Genomic DNA, 15,478 nt, shown 5'->3' on the forward strand with positions numbered 1-15,478 from the left:
ACCGGCTGCAAGGCTGAACTGGCGCTTGCTGCGCATTATGCCGACGGCTGGGAGCTTGCCGCAAGCATCCCGCAGGCGGCGAAAATGTCCCGCCCGCGCGGGCGGCGGAGATAGGTCGGCAAGCCCTTCGCCCGCAGCAGCGCCTGAAAGCGCAGCACCCGCTCCGGCGGCGGCGGTTGAAAGGGAAGTCCCGGCACGGGATTGTGCGGGATGAGGTTGACCTTGGCCGCTTCCCGGGCCCGCAGTGGCGCCAGCCAGCGCAGCAGTGCCCGCGCCTGCTCATCCGCGTCATTGACGCCACCCAGCAGCACATACTCAAAGGTGATCCGCTCGCCCGGATGCCGTGGAAACATCAGGCACGCCTCACGCAAGGCTTCCAGCGGGTAGGTCAGGTTGACCGGCATCAGCCGCGCCCGCAAGTCATCGGTTGCCGCCGTCAGCGAAACCGCCAGGCGCGGACGGTCCGGCTCGCGTCCCAGAGCCATGATCCGGGGAACAATCCCAACGGTTGAAAGCGTCACGCGCCGGGGGACGATATGCAGCCCTTCCGGGTCCGCCAGGACACGGAGCGCGTGGAGCACATGGTCGTAGTTGAGCAACGGCTCCCCCATCCCCATCAGCACCAGATTGATGCCAGCCGGACGCGGTTGTTGCCGGCGATGGACAGCATCCCGCAGCACGTACAAAACCTGCGCGACGATTTCGCCCGCCGTCAGATTCCGCTGCAACCCCAGGGTCGCTGTGGCGCAAAAGGCGCAGCGCATCGGACAGCCCGCCTGCGAAGAAAGGCACAATGTGATCCGTCCACCATCGGGAATCCAGACGGTTTCAATGGCATGCCCGCCGCGTACGGTGAACAGGTAGCGGCGTGTCCCATCCGCAGCCTCAAACACTTCTGTCAGCGACAGCGGCCGCAGATCAGTCCCGGCGGCCAGCCCGGTGCGCAGCGCACGGGGCAGCTCCGGCACGTCTTCCAGTGTTTCGACGAGCCGCCGGTGGAGGGCCTGGAAAAGCTGCCGCCCGCGATACGCCGGCAGCCCACGCTCCACCATGAAGGCGCACATCTGCTGGCAGGTGAAGCCCAACAGGTCGTGGCCCGCCACGGCGACGGATGCAGATGACACAGGCGCCGACAACCTCCCTTCAATCATGGCTTCAACCCGGATTCCACGTGCACGGGCAACAGCCTATCAAAGCATGCCTGTGACTACTGACCAAGCCGGTCCCGTGCCCGGACGGCAGCCGCCCAAAACATCCGCCCTGGGCTGGAAAGCGTACGCGCCGAAGCACAAAGTACGTTAGCCTACGCACAGGACGACCGCCGCTGGCTTACATTTGTAAAAAAATGTTTTGACCTGCCCTCCGGTCGGTCATCCACCAGAACCGACAGAGCAGCTTTACTGAGTCTTGTGCTTTCCTTGGCGGCTGTTTCCTTGACCGTTATGCTTTCCTTGCCTTTCTGTCCAGGGTGAAACGACGATGCCGACGCGAGCTTTCTGCGACTGCTGTGACGAACCGACCCGGCAGCTTTTCGACATCACGCGCATCCCGGAACTGGCTTCCGTGGTACGCCAGTTTGGCTACCGGGCCGTGTGTCAGGCTTGCTATGACAATCTCTTTGAGGAACTCGAACGCGAACGGGAACGCGAGGAAGAAGACGTGGATGCCTAGCCTGGCCCCGCGCCGGGTGCCCGTTCGCCATCCCGCGAATCGCTGAAACCGGCGCTATCAAGCCCGGCGCAAGGTCTTGAAACCATGAACGAACGAGCTGAAGTCGTCATCATCGGTGGCGGCGTGATCGGATGCAGCATTGCCTATTTTCTGACTCGGCACGGGTGCCGCGACGTGCTCATTCTCGAACGTGAGAACTTTCAGGGCAAACACTCCACCGGACGGAGCGCCGGCGGTGTTCGCCAGCAGTTTGCCACCCCGGTCAACATCCGCATGTCGCGGTTTTCGATTGATTTTTTCACGCACTTCGAGGAACTCACCGGACAGGACCCCGAATACCGGCGCTATGGCTACCTGTTCATTGCCACCGAGCCGGCCCACGTGGACTACCTGCAACAGAATCTGCGCGTCCAGCAGGCGGAAGGTATCCCCGTGGAGTTTCTGACCCGCGAAGACATTGCCAAACTCGTCCCCCAGCTTTACGTCGAAGACGTACTGGGTGGCACCTACTGCCCGACGGATGGCTTCGTTGACCCCTACAGCATCATGCAGGGCTTCAACCGCAAGGCCCGCGAACAGGGAGCGCGCATCGAACTGGAGACCGAAGTGCTGGATTTCACCGTGGAGCACGGACGAATCACGGGTGTGGTCACGAACCGGGGACACATTGCAACGCCGGTAGTGGTCAACGCCGCCGGGGCCTGGTCGCATCTGGTCGGACGCAAACTTGGCGTGGACATCCCCATCCGTCCCACCAAGCGGCAAATCGTGACGACCGAACGCTTCGATGAACTGCCCCGCGAATTGCCCATGCTCGTGGATTTGAGCACCGGCTGCTACATGCGCAAGGAAGGCGACGGCGTCATGCTGGGCTGGGCCGATCCCGACGAGCCGGAAAGTTTCGATACGACCTTCAACCCGGACTTCATTGACGCCATTATCGAACGGGCGCTTCCGCGCGTGCCCTGCCTGGAAAACGCCGCGATCAACCTGCGCCGCTGCTGGGGCGGACTTTACGACATCTCGCCCGATCACCACGCCATCGTCGGCCCGGTGCCGCAGGTGGCGGGCTTTTATGTCTGCACCGGCTTCAGTGGGCACGGCATCATGCACTCGCCGGCCATGGGAACGGCCATTGCCGAAATGATTTTGTTCGGCGAATCCCGTACCCTCGACGTGAAACCGCTCTCCATCGAACGCTTCACCACCGGCGAACTGCTGCACGAAACGGCCGTCATCTGACGCCCCATGGCCCCTACCTACGCCATCTTTGGCGCCACTTCGGGCATTGCGCGGGCGGTCACTGCCGAACTGGCCCGGCGCGGCACCACCCTGGTGCTCGCCGGACGCAACCTGCCTGAAGTCGAACGCATTGCCGCTGACACTCACCTGCGCTACGGCGTTCCAACCCACAGCCTGGCGTTTGACGCCTGTGATCTGTCCAGCCACGGCGCAGTCTGGACGGCGGCCGTGGCCTGTACCGGCCGCCTGGATGGCATCCTCGTGGCTTTCGGAACGCTGACCGACCAGAAACAGGCCGAGCAGGATGTTGCCGCTGCCGAAGCCATGCTGGCCTCGAACTATGTCGGCGTGGTGTCGCTGGTGACGCACGCCGCCAACTACTTTGAAAAGGAACGCCGGGGCGTCATCGGCGTGATCTCCTCTGTGGCCGGCGATCGCGGACGCCAGAGCAACTACATTTACGGCTCAGCCAAAGCGGGCGTCACGGCCTTTTGCCAGGGGCTGCGGCAGCGACTGTTCAAAAGCGGCGTACGGGTCGTCACCATCAAGCCGGGGATTGTGGACACGCCGATGACCTACGGGATGAAGCTCCCCCCTCTGGTTGCCAGACCGGAGCGCGTCGCGCGGGACATTGTGCGCGCCCTGTACCGCGCCGACGGCGACATCTACACCCCGTTTTTCTGGCGCTTCATCACGCTGGTCATTCGGATGATTCCCGAACCCATCTTCAAACGGCTCTCATTATGACCGATTCCTGGCCTCGCTGGTGGTGGCTGCTGCTCCCCATCAGTTGGATGGCGGCGATTTTTGTGTTTTCAAGCGACTGGCTTGCCTGGCGGAACACCGCGCCGGTGGCCTATGGCTGGCTGCGGTGGTGGCTGCCCAACCTGGGGGCGGCGCAGCTTGAAAGCCTGCACCTTCTCCTGCGCAAGCTGGGACACGTCACTGAGTATGCGCTGCTGGCCGTGCTCTGGTACGTGGCCTTGCGCCGGGCCCACCGGTGGCAGGCGTGGCAGGCCGGACTGGGCGCGGGCGTGGTTTCCATCCTCTATGCCGCGCTGGACGAATGGCGGCAGACGTTCACGGCGGAACGCAGCGGAAGCCTTGCCGATGTGCTGCTGGACAGCCTCGGCGTCGGGCTGGCCATCGGCAGCATTGGACTGCTCTATGTGGCGCGGAAGCTGCGGGAGTGGCGGCGGTCTTACCTGGTTCAGCGCAGACGCTGGCGCAGGCGTCCGAGATATTCGTACATAGCCCGCTCGGACTGATGCAGCCCGGCGCCGCTCGGATAGATGTCGCCCGGCGTCCATACGCCATCTGATCCTGCGGCCTGAAAGTCGGTCGGCGCCGGCAGCGCGTGCAGGCCCTGCTTCCGGCAGGCTTCCAGCGCGCGCGGCATGTGCGCGGCCGAAGTGACGAGCAGAAACGAGTCCTGTCCGACGAGTCCGGCCACGGCGGCCACTTCCTCGACGGTATTGCGCCCCACGGGCTGGACGGCAATCCGTTCGGGGGAAACACCAAGGGCGCAGGCGGCGTCCCGCATCACCTCGCCGGCCGGGCGTGGCGTGAACACGGCTCCGCCGGATGTTACCAGCCGGGCCGCCGGCAACAGGCGGTGCAGACGGATGCCTTCGACGAGCCGCCGCAGGGAGGCGTCCGAAAGACATTCCGTAGGCGGCAGGTGTTCATCACCGCCCACGCCGCCCCCCAAAACGACAACCCAGCGGATGTTGTGGGCATCCGGCGGCACTTCGCCCCGTGGGGCAAACGTGACCTGCCCCTGCTCCAGGGGCGTCAGCAGGGCATTGGCCGTCCAACCGTGACCGGCCACCACCAGAACCACGGCGGCCACCGTCACCACGGCTTTGCCTGCCCGTTGCCAGCGGGAAAACCACAGCAGCCCCAGTCCCACTCCCAGCCCCATCAGCACGAGGGACAGCGGAAACAACAGCGGCGCCAGAAACTTTTCGAGAGCGAACACACACTATTCCACCGTCACGCTCTTGGCGAGATTGCGTGGCTGATCCACGTCGCAGCCGCGCCGTACGGCAATGTGGTAGGCCAGCAACTGCAACGGCACCACGGCCAGCACGGCGGAGAGCAGTTCACTTGTGGCCGGAATGGGAATGACATACTCAGCCAGCCCGGCAGCCTCGGTATCGCCTTCCGTGACAATGGCGATGACACGCCCATCGCGGGCTTTGACTTCCTGCAGATTCGACAGCGTCTTTTCGTACCGCAGCTCGGAAGCCGCATTGCCAACTTCCCGGGGCATCACCATGACAACCGGCAGGCGCTCGTCAATGAGCGCGTTCGGTCCGTGCTTCATTTCCCCGGCTGGAAAGCCCTCGGCGTGAATGTAGCTGATTTCCTTGAGCTTGAGTGCGCCTTCCAGCGCAATGGGAAAGTTCACGCCGCGGCCGAGGTAGAGAAAATCTGACGCCCGGAAAAACTCTCTGGACAGTTCGGCAATGGCCGCGTCCTGCTCCAGCGCAGCTTCCAGTTTGACCGGCAGGGCCAGCAGTTGTTCGACGTGCTTCATCACGGCCGTCGGCGATAATGTCCCCCGGCACTGCCCCAGATGCAGTGCCAGCAGGTAGAGCGCCACGATCTGGGAAGTAAACGCCTTGGTGGAAGCCACCGAAATTTCCGGCCCGGCATGGGTCAGCAGGACGCCGTGGGCTTCGCGCGCGGCCATCGAGCCGGGCACGTTGCAGATGGCGAAGGTGTGGCAGCCACGCTGCTTGGCTTCGCGCAGCGCTGCCAGCGTGTCGGCGGTTTCGCCGGACTGCGTGATGACAACGACCAGCGTCTGCGCATCGAGCAGCGGATTGCGGTAGCGGAACTCACTGGCGTAGTCCACCTCGACCGGCAGGCGGGCCAGTTCTTCGATGAGGACTTTCCCAACCAGCGCCGCGTGCCAGCTCGTCCCACAGGCCGGAATCACGATCCGGGTGAATGCCTGCCAGTCGGCGTCGGGAATGTCCGTCGGATCGAGATACACCCGCCCTTCATCCAGGCTGACCCGCCCGGCCAGGGTTTCCCGGATGGCGTGCGGCTGCTCGTGAATTTCCTTGAGCATGAAGTGCTTGAAGCCACCCTTCTCGGCCAGGACAGGGTCCCAGGTGACGCGCTGCACCGTCGGCGTCACCGGCCGCCCGGCAAAGTCCGTGAAGGTGACTTCGTTGGCACGTACAACGGCCACCTGCCCGTCTTCGAGAAACACCACCTCCCGGGTGTGCTGGAGAATGGCCGTGACATCGGAAGCCACGAAGTTTTCCTCCTGCCCCAGCCCGACAATCACCGGCGGGCCAAAGCGTGCCGCCACAATCGTGTCCGGCTCGTCGGCTGCAATCACCGCCAGGGCGAACATCCCCGAAAGCTCGGCAATGGCCTGCCGGACGGCATCCGCCAGCCCCAGACCCGCCTGCTGATACTTGCCGATGAGGTGGGCAATCACCTCCGTGTCCGTCTGCGTCGCGAAAGCGTGGCCTTCCTGTTCCAGCGCCCGCTTCAGGGAAAGGTAGTTTTCGATGATGCCGTTGTGGACGACCACCACCCGTCCGCTGGCGTCGCGGTGCGGGTGGGCATTTTCCTCAGTCGGGCGTCCGTGGGTGGCCCAGCGGGTGTGCCCGATGCCGTAGCTGCCGGCAAGCGGCGCCCGCTGAATGACCGCTTCCAGGTTGTAGAGTTTTCCCGATGCGCGCCGCAGTTCAAGCTGCCCATCGGCCACAACCGCCAGTCCGGCCGAGTCATAACCCCGGTACTCCAACCGCTTGAGACCATCGAGCAGAACCGAAACGACCGGCTTGGCGCCAACATAACCAACGATACCGCACATGGACGGAAGCCTTCTTTCAGGGCAGGGAATTCGTCTCCGGCGCGTCATCCGGCGCGGCGTCACCGGGTGACGCATCAATGGACTGCCCGTAGCGTTTTTCGACCAGCCGCCGGTTGCCCAGGCGAAAAATCAGGCGGTTTGGCTCAATCTTTTCGAGGACGCCATCGTAAAAACGCATCCCGGCGCGCACCACGAGGGTCGTTTCATCCTCGACGCGGATGAAGGCCGTCAACCCCCGGGGCGATTCCGAAATGCCCAGCACTTCGACCCCGGCGATGAGATAGGGTAGGGTGTCCTCGCGCTTGATTTTTTTGGCTTCGAGCTGCTCGCGGTAGGCCGCCACCCGCGCTTCGACCGGAGGGTACTTGTCTTTGGCCGGACGTGATGGAGCTTCCGCCGGCGCGGCCGGGCGGTCAGGCGTGGCAGCCGGACGCGCTGACTTGCGCCTGGCGCTCGCCGGGCGGGTCGTCTGGGCCAGTCCACTGGCGCTGTCCAGGGCCAGCAGCAGGGCGCCAACCGCCAGCGGTTTCCACCACGCGGCGTAGTGCCAACGATACCAAGGGAAAGTATCTGTCTCCATGGGGGGGGTACATCACTCACTGGGATTGGTGTAGTAACCGGCGCGGTGGCGCACTTTCCAATCGGGATGGCGCGGCACTTCAATGCGGATGGTGCGGAACGTGGCCGCTTCATTCGCCGGTGTATAGGCCAGAACGAAGCGTTGCCGCAAATCGGTGTCAATCTGCTCGAACGCCGTAAAAAACTCACGGTCCAGCCGTGGGAAAAAGGCCTGTCCGCCGGTTGCCGCGCACAGTCGTTCCAGGTCCGCCCGATTGACCATCCGGTTGTCATCGGTTGCGGTCAGCTCCGGTTGCCCAATGCCCAAGGCGTAGAGGCTCACCTGATTCCGCCAGGCGTGTTCGATGACTTCCCCGATCCGAACCAGACCTTCACTGTCAAAGCCGTCACTGATGGCGACCACCACCCGCCGCCGCTCGTCCGTTGCTTCCGGGATCAACTCGATGGCGGCATACAGGGCCGCATAGAGCGCCGTTCCCGGCGGTGTGTCCTGCCTGGGATCGAAGGGCATCACCCGTCCCAGTGGTGACGGCAACCGCTCATCCAGAGTCGCCAGCGACTGCCGCAGGGCGTCCAGGCTGCCCGTCAGCGGCTGCGCCAGCAGCAGGTCCTGCTGACAGGCCAGCAGGGCCGCGCGGTCCTGTGGCAATCGCAGGATGCGTTCGAGAAACGTCAGCGTCGCCCGTTTGGCGAGTGGCAGGCGGCCCACCATACTGCCGCTGCAATCGAGCACCACCACGACCGTCGTGGGCAGGTCAGGTGCCCGCCCCAGCGCGACGATGTCCTGCTCGACGCCATCTTCAAAGAGCCTGACATCGGCGGCCGTGATCGTCGTAACCGGACGATTGAGCCGATCCACGACAGTAAACGGCACAAGCACCTGCTGGGCGCGCAGCGTCACCAGGGTGTCATCCGGCACCACCGCCCGCTCCTGGGCCACGGCTTCCACAGCCCCCAATCCCAGGCTACACAGACCCAGACTGCACAGAGCGACCAGCCCCTTCAGCCACGGCCTGCCGCCCCACGCCCGCATCTGGTCCGGGGCGTGCCGCAGGCTACGACTCCGGGTCCGGGTCGCCGAGTATGCCCCGTGAGCTGTGTCCGTTGGTTTTGGCCAGTTCATTGATGGCAGCCCGCAACTCGTACTTTTCTGCCGCCGGCAACAATAACCGCCGCAGGCGTTCGAGACGTTCCCTGGTGTCGGTCAACTCCATCAGTGCCATCTTCTGCTCTTCGCTCATCTGCAACAGCGACGCCACAAGAAATGACAACGCCCGTGGGTCTTCCGGCAGTTCATCCGGGAAGTTGTCGTCTTCCCGGCTCATCGCGCGAATGGCCTTGACCGTTCGCTTGAACGTCACGCGCACGGTTTCAGCCATTTCGGTGAGGTCTTCCCGCACCGGCTGATCATCAAAAAAGGTGACGAGACCTTCCAGATAGGGCTCATCCTGAAAGTATTCGAGGGCATGGTAGCGAGCCAGTCCGGTTGTGAGGATGTTCATCCGTCCCTCTTCCAAGGGCACTGTTGCCAGGATGAAAGCCGCACACCCCACCCGCCCTACGGGCGGCGGGAAACCTTCGCGTCCTCTGACAAAGGTCACGCCGAAGATTTTTTCCCCGGCCAGACAATCACGCACCATAGCCTTGTACCGCTCCTCGAAAATGTGCAGCGGCAGCATCATCCCTGGAAACAAGGCGACCGGGAGCGGAAAGATGGGAATCCGCTTTGTACCTTCAAGGATGGGCAAGGGTTGGTTCATAACACATCATTGACAAACACGGGTTTCGACCAGCGTATGATTTCACACCCGGCCGGGTTTTGTCGAAGTCGGATGCCCTGACGCAGCCGGGAAACGACCACGACCATAGTCGCAGCCTGACCTGGCGATTCAGAAACGGATGGTGTAGCGCACGGTCAGATTGCGCCCCGGCGCGTCTATCCCGGAGGAAATCGTGCGGTAGTTCTGATCGAGCAGGTTGTCAAAAGCAATCAGCACGTCATGTCGCTCGCCAAACCGGTATCCCCCGCGCAGGTTGAGCGTGGCCCATCCGGGCAGACGCGGGAACAGCGGCGCACTGGCGGCTGTTCCCAACACGCGGGCTTGAATCTGCGCCAGGGTTTCGCCGGTCAGCCGCAGCCGGTCATCGGCCGTGCCCAGCCGCCCGTCGGGGCCGGCTTCGACAAATCCCCGCACCGTGGCGCCCCGACGGAAAAAGTTTTGAATCTGGGTGCGCGTCCGGGCCGCACCAATCCGGCGGTCATCGAGATTGAGCGACGACAGGCGCGTTTGCCGGTGGGCAGCCGCCACAACGCCTTCCACCCACCATGTGCGACCGGGCGGCTGATAGCGCAGCCGCAGCAACCCCTGTGGCGGCGGGGTTCCACCTTCCACATCGGGCGGCCGCCCGGTGGCGCGGTCTTCCGCATGCAGCCAGGTAAAGTTGCCGCCAAGTGACCAGCTTGCCGTCAACCTGACGCCCAGCGAACTCTCAACGCCGTAGATACGCGCATCGGTGAAGTTGGCCCGGACGCGCACGGGACTCGTTGCCGGCGCAACGAACACCGCCCCCGTCGGCAGTTGCGCCGTGATGATTTCCGTCCCCAGGCGCGTCCCCACTGCCCCCGGCGGCAGGATCAGGGTCTGTGTCGTGAGCAGGTCATTGATATTCGTCACAAAGCCGGTCAGATCGGCATCCATCCGTCCATTGCGGTAGCGCAGGCTGCCTTCGTAGCTCAGACTGCTTTCCGGGATGACCTGTCTGACCGGCAGCCCGGTTGACACGGCGGAGGCATCGGCCGTCGTGCCGATGAAGGCCTGCCGTCCGGCAACGGCTGGCGCAGCGATTTCAAAAACGCCATTCCCCTGCAGGCCCAGCGATCCCAGGTCGGTCATGTTGGGTGGACGAAAGCCACGGGCCACATTGCCGGCCAGCACCCAGCCGCGCCCCAGTTGCCACGCGCCGCTGAAGCGGAACGTCCAGGCTGCCGTGCGTACGCTGTCGTCCTCGACCACGGCACGCCCTCCGACGAGCGCATTGTCGCGGGCGCGGGCGCGGTAGGAAGCCACGCCATAGCGCAGGCTGGCCGCTAGGCGCAGCCGATTCGGCACGGCCTCCCACACGTCCTGCACAAAAAAGCCGTAGTTGTTGAAATACGCGCCGTTGGGAACACGTGGACGGGCCGCCGTGGCGATGCCGGTCACAGGATGGGCATCGAAGGCGCGCGCCCGCATGACATCGCGGTAGGCATCCGCGCCACCCAGCACCGTGTGCCGTCCCGGAAGCGTCTTTGCACCAAATAACGACAGGCCCACAGCCCGGGTGCGTTCATACTGGGCGTTGATGAGCGCCCGGGGATTGCCCTGCCCGCCCTGATTGATCCGTTCTTCCCGCTGGATGTTGAAACTGCCGGTGACGGTCACACTGTCCAGACCGCCCACCCGCTGGCCGTCATAGCGCAGGTAGCCAAAGTCCAGCATCAGGTTGCCCAGTTTCGCCAGCAGGTTGCCGTCACCGCCCAGCAACTGATCGGAGCGTTGGCCGCCGTCCTGCTGTCCACGCTGGTAATGGACGACGAACTGGTGTCCGGCGCGGGGTGTCGCCACGGCCTTGAGGCTGCCGGCATATTCGGTGAAGGCGGTATCCGGTTGGCGCGTGCCGTAGAAGCGGTTTGAAGGCAGGTCAAAAAACCGGGTCACGGCTGCGCGCGAATCTATGCCGCCGCCAGCGCGCAGGGTATTGATGCGCCGTCCGGCCAGATTGACCACGCCACCGAAGCGTGGGGTGCCGAAGGACAGACGGGTGGCGTGGCCGAAGCCGGACGTGGCACTGATGCCAAAGAAGGTGCTTTCTCCCTGAAACACAAAACCGCCGGTGGTCAGAGGCGCGGTGGCCGTGAGCAACTGGGCGCTTCCCCCCAGGCTGTCGCTGCCGTACTGCGCGCCGTGCGGCCCGTGCAGCACCTCCACGCCGCGCAAGCTGCCTGGTTCGAGCAGGTTGAAAAACGTACTGATGCCGCCCCGCTGCGCACCTGTCGTGTAGCGGACGCCATCCACGAACACCGACACCCGGCTGGCCACGAGTCCGCGCACGAAGACGCCGCCCAGCGTGGCGCTGGTCTGCTGTACGGATAGCCCGGCTTCCTCGGCAAAAGCCTGGGCCAGCCCCTGGGTGGCGCGTTCCTGCAGGCGTCCGGCCGGAATCACCGTGACGGTCTGCCCCAGTTCATCCTTGTCCTGGACAAGGCCAACGTCGGCCGTCACTGTGACGGTCTCGGCGACCGGCGTGGGCAGTACGGTGAGATCGCGCACCGTGGTGATGCCAGCCGCGAGTGAAACCGCCAGCCGCACCCCAAGCCCATCGGAGGTGGCCGCAACGAGTTCATAGGTTCCGGGCGTGACATCATCGAACAGGTACCGCCCATCAGCGGCGCTGACCGTGGTGGCCGCGACCGTCTGGCGCGCTGTCAGAAGCGTCAGCCGCGCTTGGGCAACAGGTGTACCGTTCACGTTACGCACGTAACCGGTCAGCGTCGCCGATTCCGGGACTGGCGTTTTGGCGAGCGTTGTTGCACAAGCGCCTCCCAACAGCCAGGCGAGAAACAGCAGGCAGGCCAAAAAAGGCTTGGTGTCGGCTTGGTTCACTTGGTTCATTGAAGGAAGCCCCAAGCGACCACCGCCTGGTCAGCAGTGCAGGCAGCGTACATTTCGCTTGGGGCGCAGCGTTTTGAGGAAAGACTGAAGAGGAAGGTGGCGGAGAAGGAGGGATTCGAACCCTCGGTACGCTTTCGCGTACACCGGTTTAGCAAACCAGCGCACTAGGCCACTATGCGACTTCTCCGCGCGCGCTAACGATGCACAATGAGTATCAAGCGCCTTGCCACAAGCTGTCAAGAGACTTGGCGACGACCAATCCCTGCAGGAAAAATGGCAAACGGCTGCCAGGCCAACTCCCTCACTCAAGCCCTGATGTCCCCGGTTTTGATGCGTATGAACTTCAATGTACCGCGCCAGCTCAGATTGACTTTGGGAATCAGCCTGACGCTTCTGGCCATGCTCTTCACTGGTGGACGCCTGGCCGCCGACCGGCAACCCCAGCCGGAGTTTCGCCTGACGCCGGCTGGGACGCTCATCCGGGACGCCGCCACCCACCAGCCCGCCGTCGGGGCACTTCCCGTCAACCTCATCCGCTCACCCGATGGGCGCTACCTCATTGCCGTCAACAGCGGCTTCGGCATCCAGCGCAACGCCACCCACAAACTGCACCAGTCGCTGGCCGTGATTGACCTTGCCGCGCGTCCCGCGCCGACCGTCATCCAGAACGTCTATGTTCCCGTTCCGCAAAGCGTCTGTGTCGGGGCCGTGTTTGTCCCACCGCCTCACCCCGACGGCACCTGCACGTTTTATGTTTCCGGCGGCCACGAAAACAAAATCTGGCGCTTTCAGTTTGTCCCCGGCGCGCGGCAGCCGCTCCAGCCCGGCGTCAGCAACTTCAACACCCCGCTCGAAGCCCCGTTTATCGAAGTGTCCGGCCTGGCCGCCGAGCCGCCTTCGCCGCGCTACAACAACAACCTGGCGGCCGTCTTTCCCCTCGGCCTCGCCCTCAGTACCGATGGCGAAACGCTCTACACCGCCAACAACCTGGGCGACAGCCTGGGTCTGATTCACCACCATCAGGGCAAGCCAGAACTGGAAAGCCTCAAGCTCCAGAACCCCAAACGTCCGAACCAGGCCACGTACCCCTACGAAGTCAAAGTCGTTCCAACCGGGCAAGGCGACAAGGTATATGTCTCCTGCTGGGGCGATGGCTCGCTGGCTGTCGTTAACCCAACGACGAAAGCCGTCCGTTTCGTGGACATCGGCCGGCATCCAACCGCCATGACACTTGACCGCGCCCAAACCCGACTCTACGTGGTCAACTCGGACGGAGATGCCGTGAGCGTCATGGACACAGCCACGGATACTGAAATCGAACGCATTGCCCTGCGCCTCGATGAACGGAACCAGGGCGGAACAAGTCCGCAAAGCCTTGCCCTCGACGAAGACGAAACCACACTGTACGTTGCCAATGCCCGCGCCAACTGCGTTGCCGTCGTCAGGCTGGGCGCGCAGGCACGGCCAACCGCACAACGTCATGACGCATCCGAAGCGCGTCATCAGTCTGCGTCAAAAAAGCCTTCTCGCAAAACGAAAGTCCGTTCCGAACCGGAGTCCACCGCCGAGCCTGAGAGACGGCAACAAGCCTCCGTTGTCAAAGGCTTCATCCCAACCGGGCTTTATCCGTCGGCCGTTGCCGTCGTCGGCAGGACGCTGGTTGTCGGCAATGGCAAAGGCACCGGCTTTGAAAACTCCTCGGTTGTAGCCAACACCTCCGGGCGGTTTCCCAACGCGCCCAACGATCGCTTCCCGGCGGAAGCGGAATCGGGAAGGCAGGGCGGGCAGTACAGTGTCGCCCTTGTGGCCGGAACGCTCAGCCGCATCCCGCTGCCGGATGACCGGCAACTGGCGGACTACACGCGCCAGACACTGCAAAACAACGGTCTGCTCGGCCCCCACAAAACGCGCCTTTTCAAGGGCCCGTCGCCCATCCGGCACATCATCTACATCATCAAGGAAAACCGTACCTACGACGCCGTTTTTGGCGATCTGGAGCGCGCCGGGAACGGGCTTCCGGCCGACGGCGATCCCTACCTTGCCATTTTCGGAGCCGGAGAGGCCGCCATCGCGCGGGACGGCACCCCGCAGGACATCACCCCCAACCACCGCGCCCTGGCGCTGCGCTTCGGTCTGTTTGACCGCTTTTTTGTTAACTCCGAAGCCAGCCCCGACGGACACAACTGGGCCACGGCCGCCCTGTCGAGTGACTACACCGACAAGGCTTTTCGCTGGGAGTATTCCCGGCGGTCACGCACCTACGACTACGAAGGTTTCAACCGCCTGCCAAACTTCGCGCCGCGTCAGGGTGTTCCCCCGGCTTTCGACCTGCCGGTTACGGCGGATGACATTGAACGTTACCTCGTCCGCTTCATCCCCTACCGCCAGGGGGCCCGTGACATTGCGGAACCCGACACCCTGTATCTCTGGGACGCCGCCGCGCGCGCCGGATTGACCTACCGCAACTATGGCGAATTCGTCGGCACGGTCTCCCAGGTGGAGTTGGACGCCATCAACCGCAACCAACGACGGAGCTACCCCGACCTGACGCCCAACGTCACGGCCACCCCGACCAAAAAAACCCTCGAAGGCCACGTCTGCCCGACGTTCCGCAACTTCGACATGCACACCCCCGATGCCATGACGACCGACTCCTACCTGGCGGCGTTGAACAGCCATGGACAGACCGACCCGCTCATCACCGTGCAGCACCCTGATGCCCGCTTCCGTGGCACATCGCGGCTTGGCGCCTGGCTCGCTGAGTTCCAGCAGTGCGTGGAGACCCGGCAGACCACCGGACGCGATGAACTGCCAAATTTTTCGATTGTCCGGCTGCCCAACGATCACACCAGCGGAATGATGCCCGGTCTTCCCACTCCGCAGTTTCACGTGGCGGACAACGACTATGCTCTGGGGCGTCTGGTGGAAGCCGTCTCGACCTCACCATACTGGAAAGACACCGCCATCTTTGTCGTCGAAGATGATGCTCAGAACGGCCCCGACCACGTGGACTGTCACCGGTCGGTGGCCCTGGTCATCAGCGCCTACAACCGGCCGGGCCAACTCATTCACGAATATCACACGACCGTCAGCCTGATTCGGACCATGGAACTTCTCCTGGGGCTGCCGCCAATGAATGCCCTGGACGCCAACGCGGTGCCCATGGACATCTTTCAGGACAAACCCGACCTCCGCCCATACCGGGCAATCCTGCCGCGCGTGGCGGCCGGTAATCTTCTCGTCGCGCCGCCACAAACCGCCCGCGAAGCCGCCATGGTGCGGTGGTGCCAGGCGATGAACCTGGCGCATGCCGATCTCGAAGATGCCGATGCGCTCAATGCCATCATCTGGTACGCCACCTGTGGCAGCCACCGTCCCCCGCCGGCGCAAAGTCCTGATTTGCCGGTGTTTGCCGCCCTCGCTCAGGGGGTTGCCGGGCGCGATGAGTGACGCTCCGGCGCAGAAAACGTTGGTAAAAAACTTGACACTGCGG

General features: G+C 63.8%; 12 protein-coding genes and 1 tRNA gene. 5 read left to right on the forward strand and 8 right to left on the reverse strand.

The window, feature by feature from the left end:
• Positions 1-35 precede the first annotated feature (35 nt).
• Positions 36-1,124 (reverse strand): dual-specificity RNA methyltransferase RlmN, encoded by a 1,089-nt coding sequence (gene rlmN, locus J8C05_RS10780; RefSeq protein ID WP_246840698.1) that lies wholly within the window; start codon positions 1,122-1,124, stop codon positions 36-38.
• Positions 1,125-1,479: 355 nt separating this feature from the next.
• On the opposite strand from rlmN, the gene J8C05_RS10785 reads away from it, so the two are divergent.
• The 4 genes from J8C05_RS10785 (at position 1,480) to J8C05_RS10800 (ending at position 4,181) form a co-directional block, all read left to right on the forward strand.
• A complete protein-coding gene (locus J8C05_RS10785) occupies positions 1,480-1,671 on the forward strand; it encodes a hypothetical protein (RefSeq protein ID WP_014100684.1) in 192 nt (63 codons plus the stop codon).
• A gap of 84 nt (positions 1,672-1,755) precedes the next feature.
• Positions 1,756-2,913, forward strand: coding sequence for an NAD(P)/FAD-dependent oxidoreductase (locus tag J8C05_RS10790; protein WP_211422173.1), 1,158 nt, complete (start codon positions 1,756-1,758; stop codon positions 2,911-2,913).
• Positions 2,914-2,919: 6 nt separating this feature from the next.
• Positions 2,920-3,660: an SDR family oxidoreductase gene (locus J8C05_RS10795; protein ID WP_211422174.1), complete on the forward strand. Its 741-nt coding sequence runs from the start codon at positions 2,920-2,922 to the stop codon at positions 3,658-3,660.
• On the forward strand, positions 3,657-4,181 hold the full coding sequence (locus J8C05_RS10800) for a VanZ family protein (protein ID WP_211422175.1): 525 nt from the start codon (positions 3,657-3,659) through the stop codon (positions 4,179-4,181). Before J8C05_RS10795 ends, J8C05_RS10800 begins: the two co-directional genes overlap by 4 nt.
• On the opposite strand, the gene J8C05_RS10805 is transcribed toward J8C05_RS10800, so the two are convergent.
• From J8C05_RS10805 to J8C05_RS10835, 7 genes are all read right to left on the reverse strand, one after another.
• Positions 4,124-4,894: an ElyC/SanA/YdcF family protein gene (locus tag J8C05_RS10805; RefSeq protein WP_211422176.1), complete on the reverse strand. Its 771-nt coding sequence runs from the start codon at positions 4,892-4,894 to the stop codon at positions 4,124-4,126. The two genes, J8C05_RS10800 and J8C05_RS10805, sit on opposite strands and share 58 nt — an antisense overlap.
• A 3-nt stretch (positions 4,895-4,897) precedes the next feature.
• Complete coding sequence (gene glmS, locus J8C05_RS10810; protein WP_211422177.1) at positions 4,898-6,754, reverse strand: glutamine--fructose-6-phosphate transaminase (isomerizing); 1,857 nt, start codon at positions 6,752-6,754, stop codon at positions 4,898-4,900.
• 16 nt (positions 6,755-6,770) lie between these two features.
• The gene (locus J8C05_RS10815) at positions 6,771-7,334 is read right to left on the reverse strand and encodes a hypothetical protein (RefSeq protein ID WP_211422178.1); all 564 of its coding nucleotides are present in this window, start codon (positions 7,332-7,334) and stop codon (positions 6,771-6,773) included.
• Positions 7,335-7,346: 12 nt separating this feature from the next.
• A complete protein-coding gene (locus J8C05_RS10820; RefSeq protein ID WP_211422179.1) occupies positions 7,347-8,282 on the reverse strand; it encodes a VWA domain-containing protein in 936 nt (311 codons plus the stop codon).
• A 106-nt stretch (positions 8,283-8,388) separates the two neighbouring features.
• On the reverse strand, positions 8,389-9,093 hold the full coding sequence (locus tag J8C05_RS10825; protein WP_211422180.1) for an LON peptidase substrate-binding domain-containing protein: 705 nt from the start codon (positions 9,091-9,093) through the stop codon (positions 8,389-8,391).
• 129 nt (positions 9,094-9,222) lie between these two features.
• A complete protein-coding gene (locus tag J8C05_RS10830) occupies positions 9,223-11,985 on the reverse strand; it encodes a TonB-dependent receptor (RefSeq protein WP_211422181.1) in 2,763 nt (920 codons plus the stop codon).
• A gap of 97 nt (positions 11,986-12,082) precedes the next feature.
• A tRNA-Ser gene (locus tag J8C05_RS10835) sits at positions 12,083-12,172 on the reverse strand.
• 149 nt (positions 12,173-12,321) lie between these two features.
• On the opposite strand from J8C05_RS10835, the gene J8C05_RS10840 reads away from it, so the two are divergent.
• Positions 12,322-15,435 carry a bifunctional YncE family protein/alkaline phosphatase family protein gene (locus tag J8C05_RS10840; RefSeq protein ID WP_211422182.1) on the forward strand — a complete coding sequence of 1,038 codons (3,114 nt, stop codon included), beginning with the start codon at positions 12,322-12,324 and terminating at the stop codon, positions 15,433-15,435.
• Positions 15,436-15,478 lie beyond the last annotated feature (43 nt).

The organism is Chloracidobacterium sp. N (assembly GCF_018304765.1).
GTDB classification, from domain to species: Bacteria; Acidobacteriota; Blastocatellia; order Chloracidobacteriales; family Chloracidobacteriaceae; genus Chloracidobacterium; species Chloracidobacterium aggregatum.